General features: G+C 72.0%; 12 protein-coding genes, 1 rRNA gene and 1 pseudogene. 8 read left to right on the top strand and 6 right to left on the bottom strand.

All coding sequences use genetic code 11. From position 1 onward, the window contains the following. The 3 genes from BLW04_RS11795 to BLW04_RS11785 form a co-directional block, all read right to left on the bottom strand. Positions 1–178, bottom strand: a 16S ribosomal RNA gene (locus tag BLW04_RS11795); the annotation flags it as partial. Positions 179–557: 379 nt separating this feature from the next. After that, a complete protein-coding gene (locus BLW04_RS11790) occupies positions 558–1187 on the bottom strand; it encodes an alpha-ketoglutarate-dependent dioxygenase AlkB (protein WP_091540688.1) in 630 nt (209 codons plus the stop codon). A 127-nt stretch (positions 1188–1314) separates the two neighbouring features. Continuing rightward, positions 1315–3570, bottom strand: coding sequence for a RecQ family ATP-dependent DNA helicase (locus BLW04_RS11785; protein WP_091540684.1), 2256 nt, complete (start codon positions 3568–3570; stop codon positions 1315–1317). 81 nt (positions 3571–3651) lie between these two features. Between BLW04_RS11785 and BLW04_RS29630 the strand changes: the two are divergent. Beyond that, positions 3652–4254, top strand: a pseudogene (locus BLW04_RS29630) (PHP domain-containing protein); the annotation flags it as partial. A 260-nt stretch (positions 4255–4514) separates the two neighbouring features. Here the strand turns inward: BLW04_RS29630 and BLW04_RS29625 are convergent. Continuing rightward, entirely contained in the window at positions 4515–5342 is an 828-nt protein-coding gene (locus BLW04_RS29625) for a phosphotransferase (protein ID WP_217631006.1), read from the bottom strand. Between the two features lie 79 nt (positions 5343–5421). Between BLW04_RS29625 and BLW04_RS28370 the strand changes: the two genes are divergently transcribed. Beyond that, complete coding sequence (locus BLW04_RS28370; protein ID WP_254781389.1) at positions 5422–7533, top strand: cyanuric acid amidohydrolase; 2112 nt, start codon at positions 5422–5424, stop codon at positions 7531–7533. Positions 7534–7672: 139 nt separating this feature from the next. On the opposite strand, the gene BLW04_RS11760 is transcribed toward BLW04_RS28370, so the two are convergent. Further along, entirely contained in the window at positions 7673–8608 is a 936-nt protein-coding gene (locus tag BLW04_RS11760; protein WP_217631005.1) for an IclR family transcriptional regulator, read from the bottom strand. Between the two features lie 22 nt (positions 8609–8630). On the opposite strand from BLW04_RS11760, the gene BLW04_RS11755 reads away from it, so the two are divergent. The 6 genes from BLW04_RS11755 to BLW04_RS11730 are packed head-to-tail and all read left to right on the top strand — an operon-like array spanning position 8631 to position 13472. After that, a complete protein-coding gene (locus BLW04_RS11755) occupies positions 8631–9944 on the top strand; it encodes an MFS transporter (protein ID WP_091540677.1) in 1314 nt (437 codons plus the stop codon). A gap of 1 nt (position 9945) precedes the next feature. Further along, positions 9946–10764 carry a fumarylacetoacetate hydrolase family protein gene (locus BLW04_RS11750; protein ID WP_091540674.1) on the top strand — a complete coding sequence of 273 codons (819 nt, stop codon included), beginning with the start codon at positions 9946–9948 and terminating at the stop codon, positions 10762–10764. Beyond that, positions 10716–11729, top strand: coding sequence for a sugar kinase (locus BLW04_RS11745; RefSeq protein ID WP_091540670.1), 1014 nt, complete (start codon positions 10716–10718; stop codon positions 11727–11729). Before BLW04_RS11750 ends, BLW04_RS11745 begins: the two co-directional genes overlap by 49 nt. Then, entirely contained in the window at positions 11714–12349 is a 636-nt protein-coding gene (locus BLW04_RS11740; protein ID WP_091540667.1) for an orotidine 5'-phosphate decarboxylase / HUMPS family protein, read from the top strand. Before BLW04_RS11745 ends, BLW04_RS11740 begins: the two co-directional genes overlap by 16 nt. Further along, entirely contained in the window at positions 12346–12900 is a 555-nt protein-coding gene (gene hxlB / locus BLW04_RS11735) for a 6-phospho-3-hexuloisomerase (RefSeq protein ID WP_091540664.1), read from the top strand. Before BLW04_RS11740 ends, hxlB begins: the two co-directional genes overlap by 4 nt. Further along, entirely contained in the window at positions 12897–13472 is a 576-nt protein-coding gene (locus tag BLW04_RS11730; RefSeq protein WP_091540660.1) for a bifunctional 4-hydroxy-2-oxoglutarate aldolase/2-dehydro-3-deoxy-phosphogluconate aldolase, read from the top strand. Before hxlB ends, BLW04_RS11730 begins: the two co-directional genes overlap by 4 nt. 483 nt (positions 13473–13955) lie before the next feature. Here BLW04_RS11730 and BLW04_RS11720 read toward each other — a convergent pair whose 3' ends face one another. After that, positions 13956–14243: a Dabb family protein gene (locus BLW04_RS11720; protein WP_091540658.1), complete on the bottom strand. Its 288-nt coding sequence runs from the start codon at positions 14241–14243 to the stop codon at positions 13956–13958. Between the last annotated feature and the right edge of the window lie 43 nt (positions 14244–14286).

Here is a 14286-nt window from a genome sequence, read left to right as displayed (position 1 = left end):
CACATCCGGTATTAGCACCAATTTCTTGGAGTTATCCCAGAGCTGAGGGCAGGTTGCCCACGTATTACTCACCCGTTCGCCGCTAGGGCACCACCCCGAAGAGTGGGCCTCGCTCGACTTGCATGTGTTAAGCACGCCGCCAGCGTTCGTCCTGAGCCAGGATCAAACTCTCCGTAGATGATTTGATCGCAGCTGAGACCGAGAGTTGGCACTCTCGTTCAATCAACCAAAGGAACCCACCGAATCCAAAAGACCCGGATAGGGATTTGTTACTTGGCACTGACTTTCGGCACGCTGTTGAGTTCTCAAGGAGCGGACGCGCACGTTCCTCGGCCGACTGCTCGACCGTTCTCCGTGGCGCTGATTTCCACTGTACATCGCGTTCCGCAGCAGTCGGACCGCAGGGGTTCGACCGGCGGTTGACCAGGCTGGCGACCCGGTCCGTTCTCGCGCGGTGCAAGGAGAACCATACACGCCCCGAAGAGGAGTCGGCAGGGGGGTGCGCGGGTGCCCCGTGCGATGCCGGACACCGGCTGTCGACCAGGGCATTCGGGCGGTCAGGCAACCCCGCGCGGCCGGAACTGGACGCTGACCCGGGGACCGATCGGTTTGGCCGTCTTGGGAATGCAGTGCTCCCAGGTGCGCTGACACGAGCCGCCCATGACGACGAGGTCGCCGTGACCGAGGCTGAATCGCAGGCTCTCCCCGCCGCCGACGGGACGCAGCATCAGCGCGCGCGGTGAGCCGAAGGAGACGATGGCGACCATCGTGTCCTCGGTTCGGCTGCGCCCGATGCGGTCGCCGTGCCAGGCGACGCTGTCCCGCCCGTCGCGGTACAGGCACATGCCCGCGGTCACGAAGGGCTCACCGAGCTCCGGTCCGTAGTGCATGTTGAGCTCACTGCGGGCGTCGGTGAGCGCGGGGTGCGGCAGCGTCTCGCCGTCGCCGTACCAGCGGAGCAGCCGGGGCACGTCGACCTCCCGGTCGTACATCTGCCGCCGTTCGGCCCGCCAGCCGATGTCGCCCAGCAGCACCTCGAGCACGGCGTCGGAGCCCTCCACCCAACCGGGCAGGTGGTCGACCCAGGCGCCCCGGGTGAGCGGGTGGCGGGTGACGCGGCCGCGGAGCGGCGTGAGCACCGGCTCGTCGGCGACGTCCCACATCGACGGCTGGTGTGCGAGCGACATGCCGGCACGCTACCGCAGGTTTCGCACAGCTGTTCGAAAACCTGTGGACAACCGCCGCAGCCTGATCGGCCTCCCTGCAGGGCCCCGCCGCGATCCTGCAAGTAGTGGGGCGCAGAGAGATCCTCTTTCAGGCGGTGAGCGCCAGCGCGAACGGCAGCACCGCGGACGCACCCGCCCGGCGCAGCTCGCGCCCGGCCACGGTCACCGTCCAGCGGGAGTCGGCCAGGTCGTCGACCAGCAGGACCGGCCCGGCCACGGACGCCAGTCGCTTCCGCAGCTCCTCGGACACGACCACCCGGCCCCAGACGCCGGCCAGCCGGAAGGCGCTGTTGCCGCCGGGGGAACCGGTGGGACCTCCGTGGGCGTAGCTCAGCTCACCGAGGTAGGGCAGCCGCCCGAGCCGGGCCAGACCTTGGGCCACGCCAAAAACCAAGGCGGGCCGGCGACGGGAAGGCATCGCCACCACGGCCGCTGGGCGCTGCGCCCAGTTCCACGAGCCGAGCACCCTGGCACAGGCCTTCAGCAGCTCGTCGTCCGGCGGGGCGTCGGAGGGCAGGCCGGGGCGGATCACCCGGTGCGCGACGTCGAATGCGGCGTCCGGGTCCTCCTCGATGCTCGGGGCCTCGACGCCCTCGGTCAGCTGGGCCACCCCGCCGACGCCGTCGTCCCCGAGCAGGGTGCGCAGTCGCTGGCCCCAGCCGAGGTCGGTCAGCCGAGCCACCGCCCGGCCGGTCTCCAGCTGCTCGCCAGCGGCGATCTTCCCCTTCACCTCGACCCCGAGGCGGTCGGCGCCGGTGGGCCACTGGGCTCGGGGGGCCAGTTCCACCCCGGGCCGGTCGAGCCGGGCCGACGCCGCCTCGGCCGCTCCGGCGGGGACATCGGCGGAGTACCAGGGCCCGGCGCAGGCGTCGCACCGGCCGCAGGGGGCGGCCGTCGGGTCGTCCAACGCCGTCTGCAGGAAGGCCATCCGGCACTCCGCCGAGTCGACCGGCTTGGCGTAGGCGAGCATCGCCCGCTGCTCGGCCTCCCGGGTCTGCGTCACCCGGGCGTAACGGTCGGCGTCGTATACCCACGGCCGGCCGGTGGACCGCCAGCCGCCCTGCACGCGCTCCACCGCCCCGTCGACGGCGAGCACCTTGAGCAGCAGCTCGAGACGGGACCGGCGCACGTCGGCGACGGTCTCGAGCCGCGCCACCGACCAGGCCTTGCCGTCGGCCATGGCGGTCAGCACCGCCGCGGCGTGGTCCTCCCGCGGCATGGAGGAGGTGGCGAACCACTGCCAGATCGCGATGTCCTCGGGGCCGGGGAGCAGCAGCACGTCGGCGTGCTCCACAGCGCGGCCGGCACGACCGACCTGCTGGTAGTAGCTGACCGGCGAGGACGGCGCCCCCAGGTGGACGACGAATCCCAGGTCCGGCTTGTCGAAGCCCATGCCCAGGGCCGAGGTGGCCACCAGCGCCTTCACCCTGTTCTCCCGGAGTGCCTCCTCGGCGTCCTTGCGATCGGCGTCGTCCAGCCGGCCGGTGTAGGCACGCACCTGGTGCCCGGCGTCGCGAAGCAGCGCCGCCGTCTCCTCGGCCGCAGCGACGGTGAGGGTGTAGACGATGCCGCTGCCCGGCAGGTCGCCGATGTGCGAGGCGAGCCAGGCCAGCCGGGCCCGGTCGGTGTCCAGCCGCAGCACGCCCAGCCGCAGCGAGTCGCGGGCGAGCGGACCTCGCACGGTGGTGACCGCGACGCCACCGGCGCCCAGCTGCTCGGCGACGTCGGCCACCACCCGCTCGTTGGCCGTTGCCGTGGTGGCCAGGACCGGGGTGCCGGCCGGGAGCTGGCCGAGCAGGTCGCGGATACGCCGGTAGTCGGGGCGGAAGTCGTGGCCCCAGTCGGAGACGCAGTGCGCTTCGTCGACGACGAGCAGGCCGCAACGGGAGACCAGGCCGGGCAGCTGTTCATCGCGGAACCGGGGGTTGGTCAACCGCTCGGGGGACACCAGCAGCACGTCGACGTCGTCGGCGGCCAGCCGCGCGGCGACGTTGTCCCACTCGGTGGCGTTGGCGCTGGAAATCTCCACGGCCTTGATGCCGGCGCGGGCCGCGGCGGCGACCTGGTCGCGCATCAGCGCGAGCAGCGGGCTCACCAGGAGCGTGGGCCCCTTGCCGCGGCGGCGGAGCAGGGCGGTGGAGACGAAGTAGACCGCGGACTTGCCCCAGCCGGTGCGCTGCACGACCAGGGCTCGCTGCTGCCGCTCGACCAGCGCGGCGACGGCGGCGTCCTGACCTTCCCGGAAGACCGCGTCGGAGCGCCCGGTGAGCTCGCGCAGCACACCGAGCGCCTCGTCGGCGGCGGCGAACCGGGGCTCGGACGTCGGGGTCAACAGGCTACTCATGCCCCGACCGTAGGCGTCGCCACCGACAGCGCCCGGACCGGTGAGCGCACCCTGTGGACGACGGGAGGAAGATGGGCGGCGATGTCGCCCGAGGTCCCGCCGAGAAGGCTTCCGCCGGACAACCACGTGCACAGCGAGTTCTCCTGGGACACCGGACCCCGCGCCTCGATGCTCGGCGCCTGTGCGGAGGCGGTGCGAATCGGGCTGCCGGCCATCGCCTTCACCGAGCACCTGGACTTCACCGTGTGGGGGGCCGACGACCGGGCCAGCACCGACGGGGTCACCGACCGGCACCCGGCCAACCAGCGCCCGATCGACAGCGACGTCTACGCCGAGACGATCTGGGAGTGCCGGGACCGCTTTCCCCAGCTGCGGGTCTGGTCCGGGGTCGAGGCCGGCGAGCCGCACCTGTTCGCCGGCAGCATCGCCGCGCACCTCAAGGCCTCCCCCGTCGACCGGGTGCTCGGCTCGCTGCACTCACTGACGCTGGACGGCCAACTGATCGGGGTGAGCCGGCTGCTCACCGCGGGCACCGCCGAGCAGACGATGCGGCGCTACCTGGGCGAGATGGTCACCATGGTCGAGACCAGCGACGTCTTCCACGTGCTGGCGCACTGCGACTTCCCGCGGCGTACCTGGCCCGGCGGTCGCGACCGGTACCCGGAGCAGCACTTCGAGGAGGAGTACCGCGCCGTCTTCCGCGCCCTGGCCGCCGACGGGCGCGCGCTGGAGGTCAACACCACCAGCCCGCTGTGGTCGGTGGACCTGGTGCGCTGGTTCCGCGAGGAGGGCGGGACGGCGGTCAGCTTCGGCAGCGACGCGCACGTGCCGCACTCGGTCGCCCAGCGCTTCGGCCTCGCGATCGCCATCGTGGAGGCCGCCGGCTTCCGGCCAGGCGCGACCGGTACGACTTCTGGCGGCGCTGAGCCGGCGGCGACGGCTGGTCAGCCGAGGGCGCGCTCCAGCAACCCGCGATGCTGCACCATCCAGGCCGCGCTGCGTGCCCGCCAGGTGATCGCCCACAGCACCGGGTACCCGGTGGCGGTGACCGCAGTGGTGCTCTCCGGCGTGACCGCCTGCTCGACCGCCTCCGCCCGGGCTGACCGGACGGCCACCTCCAGCAGCAGGTCGACGAAACCCGCCCGCTCGGCCGCCGGTGTGCCGTAACCGTCGAGCAGCAGCCGCACCTGGCCCGCCCGCACGGCGGCCGACGGCAGCCCATGCGCCTCGGCGATGTCGTCGTCGACCAGTTGGGCGTTCAACCACGCGGCATGGGCGAGTTCCAGGACGGGGTCGACGGGGCCGGCGAACTCCCAGTCGAGGAGCGCGTACGGGACGCCGTCGTCCCCCGCGACCACGTTCCACGGCCCGACGTCGCAGTGCCCGATGACCACGCGACCATGGCGTGCCGGACGACCCCACCACGGACGCCACTGGGCTCCAGCCGGTAGCTGGAAGCCCGCGCCGGCCTCGTGGGCGCGGCGGACCAGGTCGCCGAGGGCCGGCAGCGCGTCGTCCGGCCAGGCCCCCGGATGCGGGCTCGAACCGGGCAGGAACTGAAGCGCCTCGCGCCCGTCGGCGGACCAGCCGGACCCGACCGGTCGGGGAGCCCCTCGGAAGCCGACTGCCGCGTAGTGGTGCAGCAGGGCGAGGACGGCGGCGCTCCCGGGCCCCGGATCTCGCAGCACGACCTCGCCCCGCCGAGCGGCCCGCGACGGCTGGGTCCCCGAGCCGGCCACGGTCAGGCGTTCCTCGTCGCCCACCGTGCGCACCCTGCCGGTCCTCGACCGGTTGCGCGACGGATTTCCGAACTACTTCACCGCTAAGGCATTCAGCGGCTAGGGTCGCGCGGTGACCCCTCCCCCCCGCCGCGTCGTCATCGCGCTCGGGGGGAACGCCATGACCGGGTCGGACGGGTCGGCCACCCCCGGTGCGCAACGCGACGCGATCGCCGTCGCCGCGGGGCACGTGGCCGAGGTGGTCGCCACCGGCGTCCAGGTGGTGCTGACCCACGGGAACGGCCCGCAGGTGGGCAACCTGCTGGTCAAGAACGAGCTGGCCGCGCACGAGGTACCGCCGGTGCCCCTGGACTGGAACGTCGCGCAGACCCAGGCGACCATCGGCTTCACCATCGCCGACGAGCTGGACGCCGGCCTGGCCGCGCTCGGGCTCTCGCAGCGGACCGCCGCCCTGGTCACCCGCACCCTCGTCGACCCCGGCGATCCGGGCTTCCAGGCCCCCACCAAGCCGGTCGGCCGGTTCCTGCCGCGCGAGGCGGCGCAGCGGTTCATCGACCTCGGCCAGGTGTGGGAGGACCGCGGCGAGCGCGGCTGGCGGCGGGTGGTCGCCTCGCCCGAACCGCTGTCCGTCGTCGACGTCCCGGCGATCACGGCCCTGGTCTCGGCCGGGTTCGTCGTCGTCTGCGCCGGCGGCGGGGGGGTGCCGGTCGTGGACGACGGTCGGGACGGCGGGGCGCTGCGCGGCGTCGAGGCCGTCATCGACAAGGACCTCACCGCAGCGCTCCTGGCCCGGGAGCTCAGCGCGGACACCCTGGTGATCGCCACCGACGTCCCCAACGTGATGGTCGACTTCGGCACGCGGGCGCAGCGTCCGCTCGGCGCGGTGACCGCAGCCCAGCTGCGCGAGCACGCGGCGGCCGGCCAGTTCGCCCGCGGGAGCATGGGGCCCAAGGTCGACGCCGCGCTCCGGTTCGTCGACGGCGGTGCGGCCGCGGACCACGAGCGCCGCGCCGTCATCACCTCCCTCGAGCACATCTCCGACGCCGTCAGTCGCGACGACGTCGGCACCGTCCTGCAGAAGGACCCTCCCGCCCCCCACCGACAAAGGAAGAGTGAACCGATGCCCGCACCGATCGAGGTCCGCAAGGTCCCGCTGCACAACGTCAGCGACGCCTCCGAGCTCGCGAAGCTCATCGACGACGGCGTTCTGGACGCCGACCGGGTCATCGCCGTGATCGGCAAGACGGAGGGCAACGGCGGGGTCAACGACTACACCCGGATCATCGCCGACCGCGCGTTCCGCGAGGTGCTGGTGGCGAAGGGCACCCGGACGGCGGAGGAGGTCAAGCAGATCCCGATCGTCTGGTCCGGCGGCACGGACGGCGTCATCAGCCCGCACGCCACCATCTTCGCCACGCTCCCCGAGGACGCCGTGGAGAAGACCGACGAGCCGCGGCTGACCGTGGGCTTCGCGATGAGCGAAACCCTGCTGCCCGAGGACATCGGCCGGCTGAGCATGGTGGAAAAGGTCGCCGAGGGCGTGCGCCGGGCGATGGCCGAGGCCGGGATCACCGACCCCGCCGACGTCCACTACGTGCAGACCAAGACCCCGCTGCTGACCATCGAGACCATCCGCGAGGCCAAGTCACGCGGTCAGGAGACCTACTACGACGAGCCGCACGGCTCCATGGACCTCTCCAACGGCACCACCGCGCTGGGCATCGCGCTGGCGCTGGGCGAGATCGAGATGCCGGAGCAGAGGCAGGTCATGCGCGACTTCTCGCTGTTCAGCGCGGTCGCCTCATGCTCCTCGGGCGTCGAGCTCGACCGGGCGCAGATCGTCGTCGTCGGCAACGCGCGCGGGCACGGCGGGAAGTACCGCGTCGGCCACTCGGTGATGGAGGACGCGCTCGACTCCGACGGCATCTGGAACGCCGTCCGGGACGCCGGCCTCGACCTGCCCGAGCGCCCGCGCACCAGCGACCTCGGCGACCGGCTGGTCAATGTCTTCCTCAAGTGCGAGGCCGACCCGACCGGTTACGTGCGCGGCCGGCGCAACGCGATGCTGGACGACTCCGACGTGTTCTGGCACCGCCAGATCAAGGCGACCGTCGGCGGCGTCGCCGCCTCGGTGACCGGGGACCCGGCGGTGTTCGTGTCGGTCGCGGCGGTGCACCAGGGGCCGTCCGGCGGCGGCCCGGTGGCCGCCATCGTCAGGGTCTGACGACAGTTCCGGGAGCATTCGCAGCCAGGAACGAGCGAGGAGGACCTGGGGCGCGGAGTCGGCCCGTCCGGAACAGAACTCTTCGCGGGTGGACCGACCTCGTACCGTCCACTGCTTGCGCCCCGCGGCCTCGGCGGCGTCAGGCCCGGACGGGCAGGCGGACCGCGAGCTCCCGGGCTGCGCCGGTCAGCGCGGGCACGAAACCGATCAACTGATCGAGGCTCACGCGGAAGGCGGGCGCCGCGGCGGACAACGCCGCGATGGCCGTCCCGTCCGGCCTGAGCACCGGAACACCCACTGCTCGGATGCCGGCTTCGTGCTCCTCGTCGGAGATCGCGTGACCACATCGCGCGACCTCGGCGATCTCCCGACCGAAGGCCTCCCGGTCGGTGATGGCATGAGGCCCGGCGGGCGGCAGGTCCAGGGTCGCCAGCAGCTCGTCGCGGACGGCGGACGGCGCGAACGCGACCAGGATCTTCCCCATCGACGTGCAGTGCAGCGGGCCATGTCTGCCCGGTTCACCGGTCACGCTGACCTGCTGGGGGCCCTCGAAATAGTGGACGTACAGCTGCTGGTGCCCGTCGAGCACAGACATGAGGGTGGCTTCGCGGGTGAACGCGGACAGCTCCTGCATGATCGGGAGCGCCACGCCGGTGAAGCCGTGAGCCTGGGAGACGCGCAGGCCGAGCTCGAAGACCTTCAGCCCGAGGTGATAGCGCTTGGTGACCTCGTCGAGTGAGACGAAGCCGTCCCGGTTGAGCGCCCCGAGCAGCCGGTAGGTCGTGCTCGTCGGATAGCCCGCTGCCCGCGACAGCTCCGAAAGCGTGGAGCCGGCGGGACGGTCGCCCAGCAGAGACAGCACGGCGAGCGCCTTGCCGACCATGTCGGTGGAACGTCGACCGGAGGCCGACGTCGCCTGAGTTCCCCCGCTGTCCGACATGACGTTCGATTTTCTCATGATGCAGCAAATCTTGCTGCTGGTTGAAAGAGATGGTTGACACACTCCGCAGAGATCGGCATGCTTCTCGCAGTTCGGCAAGTCTTTCCACGATGCGGCACGCACGATCCGTCGCACCCATGACCAGGAGCTTCGTGTCATGCCCACACCGTCCGGGGCCAGCGCCCCGACAGCTGGTGATCAGGGGGTGCTCGGCACGCAACGCTGGGCGCGGTTGCTACCGATTGCTTTCGTCACCTACAGCCTCGCCTACCTGGACCGCTCCAACTACTCGGTGGCGGTCGCCGGTGGGATGCGCGAGGACCTGGGCATCACCGGGGGGATCGCGGCGCTGCTGGGCGCGGCGTTCTTTGTGGGCTACTTCCTGTTCCAGGTACCCGGCGCCCTCTACGCCGAACGCCGCAGCGTTCGCACCCTCATCTTCTGGAGCCTCATCGCCTGGGGAGCCCTGGCTTCCCTGCAGGGTGTGTTGACCAACGTCCCCACGTTGATGGTGGTGCGCTTCCTGGTCGGTGTCGTCGAGGCAGCCGTGCTGCCCGCCATGGTGATCTTCCTGAGCCACTGGTTCACCAAGAAGGAACGTGGCCGCGCGAAAACCTTTCTGATCCTCGGCAACCCGGTCACGGTGCTGTGGCTCACCGTCGTGTCCGGGTACCTCATCGAAGCCACCTCATGGCGGTGGATGTTCATCCTCGAGGGCGTTCCCGCGATCCTGTGGGCATTCGTCTTCCGCGCGCTGGTCGCCGACCGGCCGAAGGACGCCGGATGGCTGAACCCGGCAGAGCGGGACGGCGTGGAGCGGACGCTGGCCGCAGAGCAGTCCGCCCTGCAGCCGGTCCGCAGCTGGGGAGCGGCGATGCGCTCGCCCAACGTTCTGCTGCTGTCGGCGCAGTACCTGCTCTGGAGCCTGGGTGTCTACGGCTTCGTGTTCTGGCTGCCCACGATCGTGAAGGCCGGTTCCGGTCAGGGGATCGGGTTGACCGGCGTCATCTCCGGCGCGCCCTATGCCCTGGCCGTCCTCCTCATGGTGCTGAACAGCCGCGCCTCGGACCGCTCCGGCAACCGCAGTCTGTACGTGTGGCCGTGGCTGGCCCTGGGGGCGGCCGCATTCTACGGCTCCTATCTGCTCGGCCCCGATCGGTTCTGGCTGTCCTTCGTGCTGCTGGTGATCGCCGGCGGTGCGATGTATGCGCCGTACGGGCCGTACTTCGCCAGCATCTCGGAGTTCCTGCCGGCTCGAGCCGCGGCCCCCGCGATCGCCCTGGTCAACTCCTTCGGTGCCGTCGGCGGTTTCGCCGGCAGCTACCTGGTGGGGTGGCTGGACTCGAGCACCGGCTCCTCCTCCGCGTCGTTCCTGCTGATGGCGCTGTCCCTGGCGGTGGCGGCGGCGGTCACGCCGCTGGTCCGCCGCGACCGGACCGCCCGCTCCGCACCTGCGGCCTTCACGGCCTGAGATGCGGATCGCCCGCATCGCACACGCGGGGAGGTCCGTGCACGCCGTGCAGGAGGGGGACACGCTCCTCCTCCTGGACGATGCGTTCGCTCCGATGCCGCGCCGCACCGGAACTCGTGTACCGGTGGATGAGGCCCGGCTGCTCGCGCCGGTCGAACCGCGGGTGATCGTCGGCATGGCGCACAACACCGGTCCCGGGGACCGCCGCAAGCCGCCGCAGGCCTTCCTCAAGTCCGCACGCAGCCTCATCGGGCCCGGCGACCCCATTCCCGTTCCGCCGGGGATCGGCCGGGTGGATGCCGAGGGCGAGCTCGCGGTCGTCATCGGCCGGCCGGCGCATCACCTGACTCGGGCCGACGCACTCACCGCTGTTCTCGGTTACACGATCGGCAACGACGTGACCACCCGTCACCTGCAGCGCAGCGATCCACTGTGGACCACCGCCAAGGGGTACGACGGCTTCACTCCGCTGGGACCCTGGATCGAGACCGACCTCGATGCCACCGATACCCGGGTGACCGTCTCGCTCAACGGGCGCGCGCTCCGGCCGGCGTCCACGCAGGCCCTCGCCCGCGGGGTGGTCGAGGTGCTCGTCTACCTCACGTCGTTCATGACCCTCGGCCCGGGCGACGTCGTGCTGACCGGTGCGCCCGGCGAGTACACCCCCATCAGCCCCGGCGACACCGTCGACATCGCCGCCAGCGGGATCGGCCGGCTGGTCAACCCGGTCGTCCAAGCCCGCGGCGCATCGCGCCGGATCGGAGAACCCCCATGTCCGCCACTCGGACCGTCGACCTCCCCTGCTCGCTGGATGCGGTGACGTTCGGAGAGGTGATGGCCATGTTCGTCGCCCAGGAACCCGGTCCCCTCGAGCTGGTCTCGACCTACCGCCGGGCACTCGCCGGCGCCGAGACCAACCTGGCCACCGGGCTCGCCCGCCTCGGGCACCCGGTCGGCTGGATCGGCCGGGTCGGCGACGACCCGTTCGGACGGTTCGCGCTCGCGGAACTGGCCGGCGCCAACGTCGACATCTCCACGGTCACCTTGGACTCGGACGCTCCTACCGGCTTCCAGCTGAAGAGCAGGGCCGAGGGCGGCGACCCGGACGTGGTCTACTTCCGCCGCGACTCGGCGGGCAGCCGGCTGGCCGCCTCCCCGGCCACCGACAGCTACATCGCCACGGCCCGGCACCTGCACCTGACCGGGATCCCGCTTGCTCTGTCGGCGAGCACCCGGGCCTTCGCCTTCCGCGCGGTCGACGTCGCCCGAGCCGCCGGCGCCACGATCTCCTTCGACCCGAACCTGCGCCCCAGCCTCTGGGCCAGCCCGGAGGAGATGGTCCGGGTCGTCAACGACATGGCCGCGCGGGCCGACTGGGTCCTGCCCGGAGCCGGGGAGGGCTATCTGCTCACCGGGCGGAACCATCCGCCGGGTATCGCTGGGTTCTACCTCGACCAGGGGGCGTCCCGGGTCATCGTCAAGTGCGGGGCAGCGGGAGCGAGCGCATACACCACCGCCGAGCGGTGGAACCAGCCCATCTTCCCGGTGGCCGCCGTGGACACCGTCGGGGCGGGCGACGGCTTCGCTGCCGGCCTGATCAGCGCCCACCTCGACGGTCTGGACCTGACCGGTCAGCTGCGCCGGGCAGCGGCCGTCGGCGCCCTGGCCACGACCAGCCCGGGGGACAAGGACGGCCTGCCCACCCGTGAGCAACTGAACACGTTCCTGGACGGGCGTCCCGTCCAGCCGACACGTCGAGAGGACCGCCCGTGGAGCTGCAAGTAGCCCTCGACCGCCTTCCGCTGACCCGTGCGCTGGCCGTCACCGGAGCGGTGGCACCACACGCCGACTGGATCGAGGTCGGCACCTCGCTGATCAAGCAGTACGGAGTGGCAGGGTTCACCGCAATCGTCGAAGCGGCCGGCGCAACCCCCGTGCTGGCCGACCTGAAGACTGCCGACGACGCGGCGTTCGAGTTCACCCTCTTCTACGACGCCGGCGCCTCCGCGGCGACGGTCCTCGGGCTCGCCGACGACGCCACGGTCGACACGGCGGTGCGCATCGCCGAGGAACGCGGTCGCGAGGTCGTCGTGGACTTCATGGGGTTGTCGGCTGGACGGCGGGAGACGCTGGCCGCCCGCCTGGCGCAGACCGTGGTCCTCGCCGCCCATGTCGGCAAGGACGCCCAGGCCGGCGGTGCCCGGCCCGCCGACCTGCTGGGCTCCTGGGCGGACGGCCGGCGACTGGCCCTGGCCGGCGGGCTGACCGTCGAGGACCTGCCCGCGCTCGCCGACGTTCCGGCGCTCCGGGTCATCGTGGGCTCGGCGGTCACCCAGGCCGACGATCCACTGGCCGCCGTCCTCGCGCTCGGCCAGGCCGCACATCCCGATGGAGGTTCCGCATGAGCACCGATCTGATCGACACCGTTCTGGACGAGATGACCACCGTGCTGGCCAAGGTTTCCCGGGCGGAGGTCGCCGCCCTGACCGACCGGCTCGCCGGTGCCCAGCGCGTCTTCGTCAGTGGTGAGGGCCGCTCGGGACTCATGGCCAAGGCCTTCGCCATGCGGCTGAGCCACCTCGGGCTCCGGGTGTACGTCGTCGGGGAAACCACCACTCCCCCGATCGCTGCGGGAGACACGGTGATCGCGGTGTCCGGGTCCGGAACCACGGCCGGGACCGTGCGTGTCGCCGAACAGGCAGTAGGAGCCGGGGCCACCGTGCACGCCGTCACCACCGACGCCGACTCGCCACTGGCCCAGCCGGCCGACGTCGTGCTCACCGTGCCGGCCGCGACCAAGTACCGCCGCCCCGGCGAGGCAACGACGGTGCAACCCTTGTCCAGCCTGTTCGACCAGGCCACGCACGTCGTGCTCGACGTCGTCTGCCTCGATCTCTCCCGTCAGCGGGACGTCGACAACGACCGGGCCCGCGCGGCCCACGCCAACACCGAATGAACGATGTCCTCACCACCTTCGCGCGATCGCGGATTCTTGCCGTGATCCGGGGAGCTGACGTCGGAGAAGCGCTCCGCCGCGCCTCCGCCGCCGCCGACCGCGGCATCCGGGCGGTGGGAATCACCTTCACCGTGCCGGATGCCGTCCAGGCGGTCAGGGACCTCACCGCCGACCGGGGGCTGGACCTGCTCGTCGGGGTCGGCACCGTCACCAGCCCCGAGCAGGCCGAGGCGGCGGCCAGCGCCGGCGCCGGCTTCCTGGTGTCACCAGGCTGCGACGACGTGGTGACGGCGGCGATGGTCGCCACCGGCCTGCCTGCGGTCGTCGGGTGCCTCACCGCCGGGGAGGTGATGCGGGCGCAGCGGCTGGGCTGCGCGGCGGTCAAGCTCTTCCCGGCCGTCCAACTCGGTCCGGCCGGGCTGCGGGCACTGCGCGAGCCGTTCCCCGACCTGGCGGCGATCCCCACCGGCGGTCTGCGCCGGGACGACGTCCAGGCGTGGCTCGACGCGGGCGCCCTCGCCGTCGGCCTCGGCTCGGCGCTGTTCGCCGGACCGGCCGGCCGACCACGCTGAGCCCGCGGGAGTCAGACTCGAGGGCACCGCCTGATCGCCGACCGAGGCCGGCCCCGAAGGCTTCTCAGCGTCCTCCGACGTGGCCTGTAGACCGAACGCCCCGGCGAGCAGGTCGGCGGGGACGACCGCCCGGGGTGACCCCTGGGCGACGATCCGGCCGTCGCGCATCGCCACCAGGTGGTCGGCGTAGCGGAGGGCGAGGGTGAGATCGTGCGGGACCATCACGACGGTGCGACCAGGTTCCACGTGCAACCTGTCCACCAGGGAAACAGCACGTCGACGGCGCGCGCCAGGTCCAGGTGCGTCGTGGGCTCGTCGAGCAGGAGGTCGGCCGGCGCCATGGCGATCCATCGCGGCGGCAGCGGGCGGGTGCTCCGCGCCTGCCGGCTCGTCGGCGGACCCCGACCCCGACGAGCTGCTCTGGGCGGTTCCCCAGGAGGATGCGGCCGGGCCGGCCGGCACCTGCCCCGCACGCCCGACCGCTCAGGTCTGGAACTGTATGCGGGCGATCTCCTCGCACAGCGGATCGAACAGCTCCCGGCGGATCCGGTTGTGCTCGGCATCGGCGTCGTAGACGCGATAGGCGGCCGCGTCCACGAAGTCACTGGTGATCGCGAACCCCCAGGCGCCCTCGCGAAGACCGGCGTTCAGCCCGACCCGCACGTCGAGCAGGCCCTCGACCGGCAGGGCGACGATCGCGTCCAGAGCCGACCGGACGGCGGCAAGATCGGTGCCCGGTCGGAGCCGGCCGACCACCACGTTGCGGATCACCCGACCATCGTGGCGCAGCGGTGCCCGGAGGGCATGCCGGGCT

Source organism: Modestobacter sp. DSM 44400 (assembly GCF_900107175.1).
GTDB lineage: Bacteria > Actinomycetota > Actinomycetes > Mycobacteriales > Geodermatophilaceae > Modestobacter.
The sequence above is the reverse complement of the archived record's forward strand: the minus strand, read 5'-3'. Positions and strand labels throughout refer to the sequence as shown.

Excerpts from the sequence above, each read along its gene's own strand:
- hxlB (WP_091540664.1), top strand. The coding sequence starts at position 12,346 with ATGAGCACCGATCTGATCGACACCGTTCTGGACGAGATGACCACCGTG.
- BLW04_RS11730 (WP_091540660.1), top strand. The coding sequence starts at position 12,897 with ATGAACGATGTCCTCACCACCTTCGCGCGATCGCGGATTCTTGCCGTG.
- BLW04_RS11785 (WP_091540684.1), bottom strand. The coding sequence starts at position 3,570 with ATGAGTAGCCTGTTGACCCCGACGTCCGAGCCCCGGTTCGCCGCCGCC.
- BLW04_RS11755 (WP_091540677.1), top strand. The coding sequence starts at position 8,631 with ATGCCCACACCGTCCGGGGCCAGCGCCCCGACAGCTGGTGATCAGGGG.
- BLW04_RS11750 (WP_091540674.1), top strand. The coding sequence starts at position 9,946 with ATGCGGATCGCCCGCATCGCACACGCGGGGAGGTCCGTGCACGCCGTG.
- BLW04_RS11790 (WP_091540688.1), bottom strand. The coding sequence starts at position 1,187 with ATGTCGCTCGCACACCAGCCGTCGATGTGGGACGTCGCCGACGAGCCG.
- BLW04_RS11745 (WP_091540670.1), top strand. The coding sequence starts at position 10,716 with ATGTCCGCCACTCGGACCGTCGACCTCCCCTGCTCGCTGGATGCGGTG.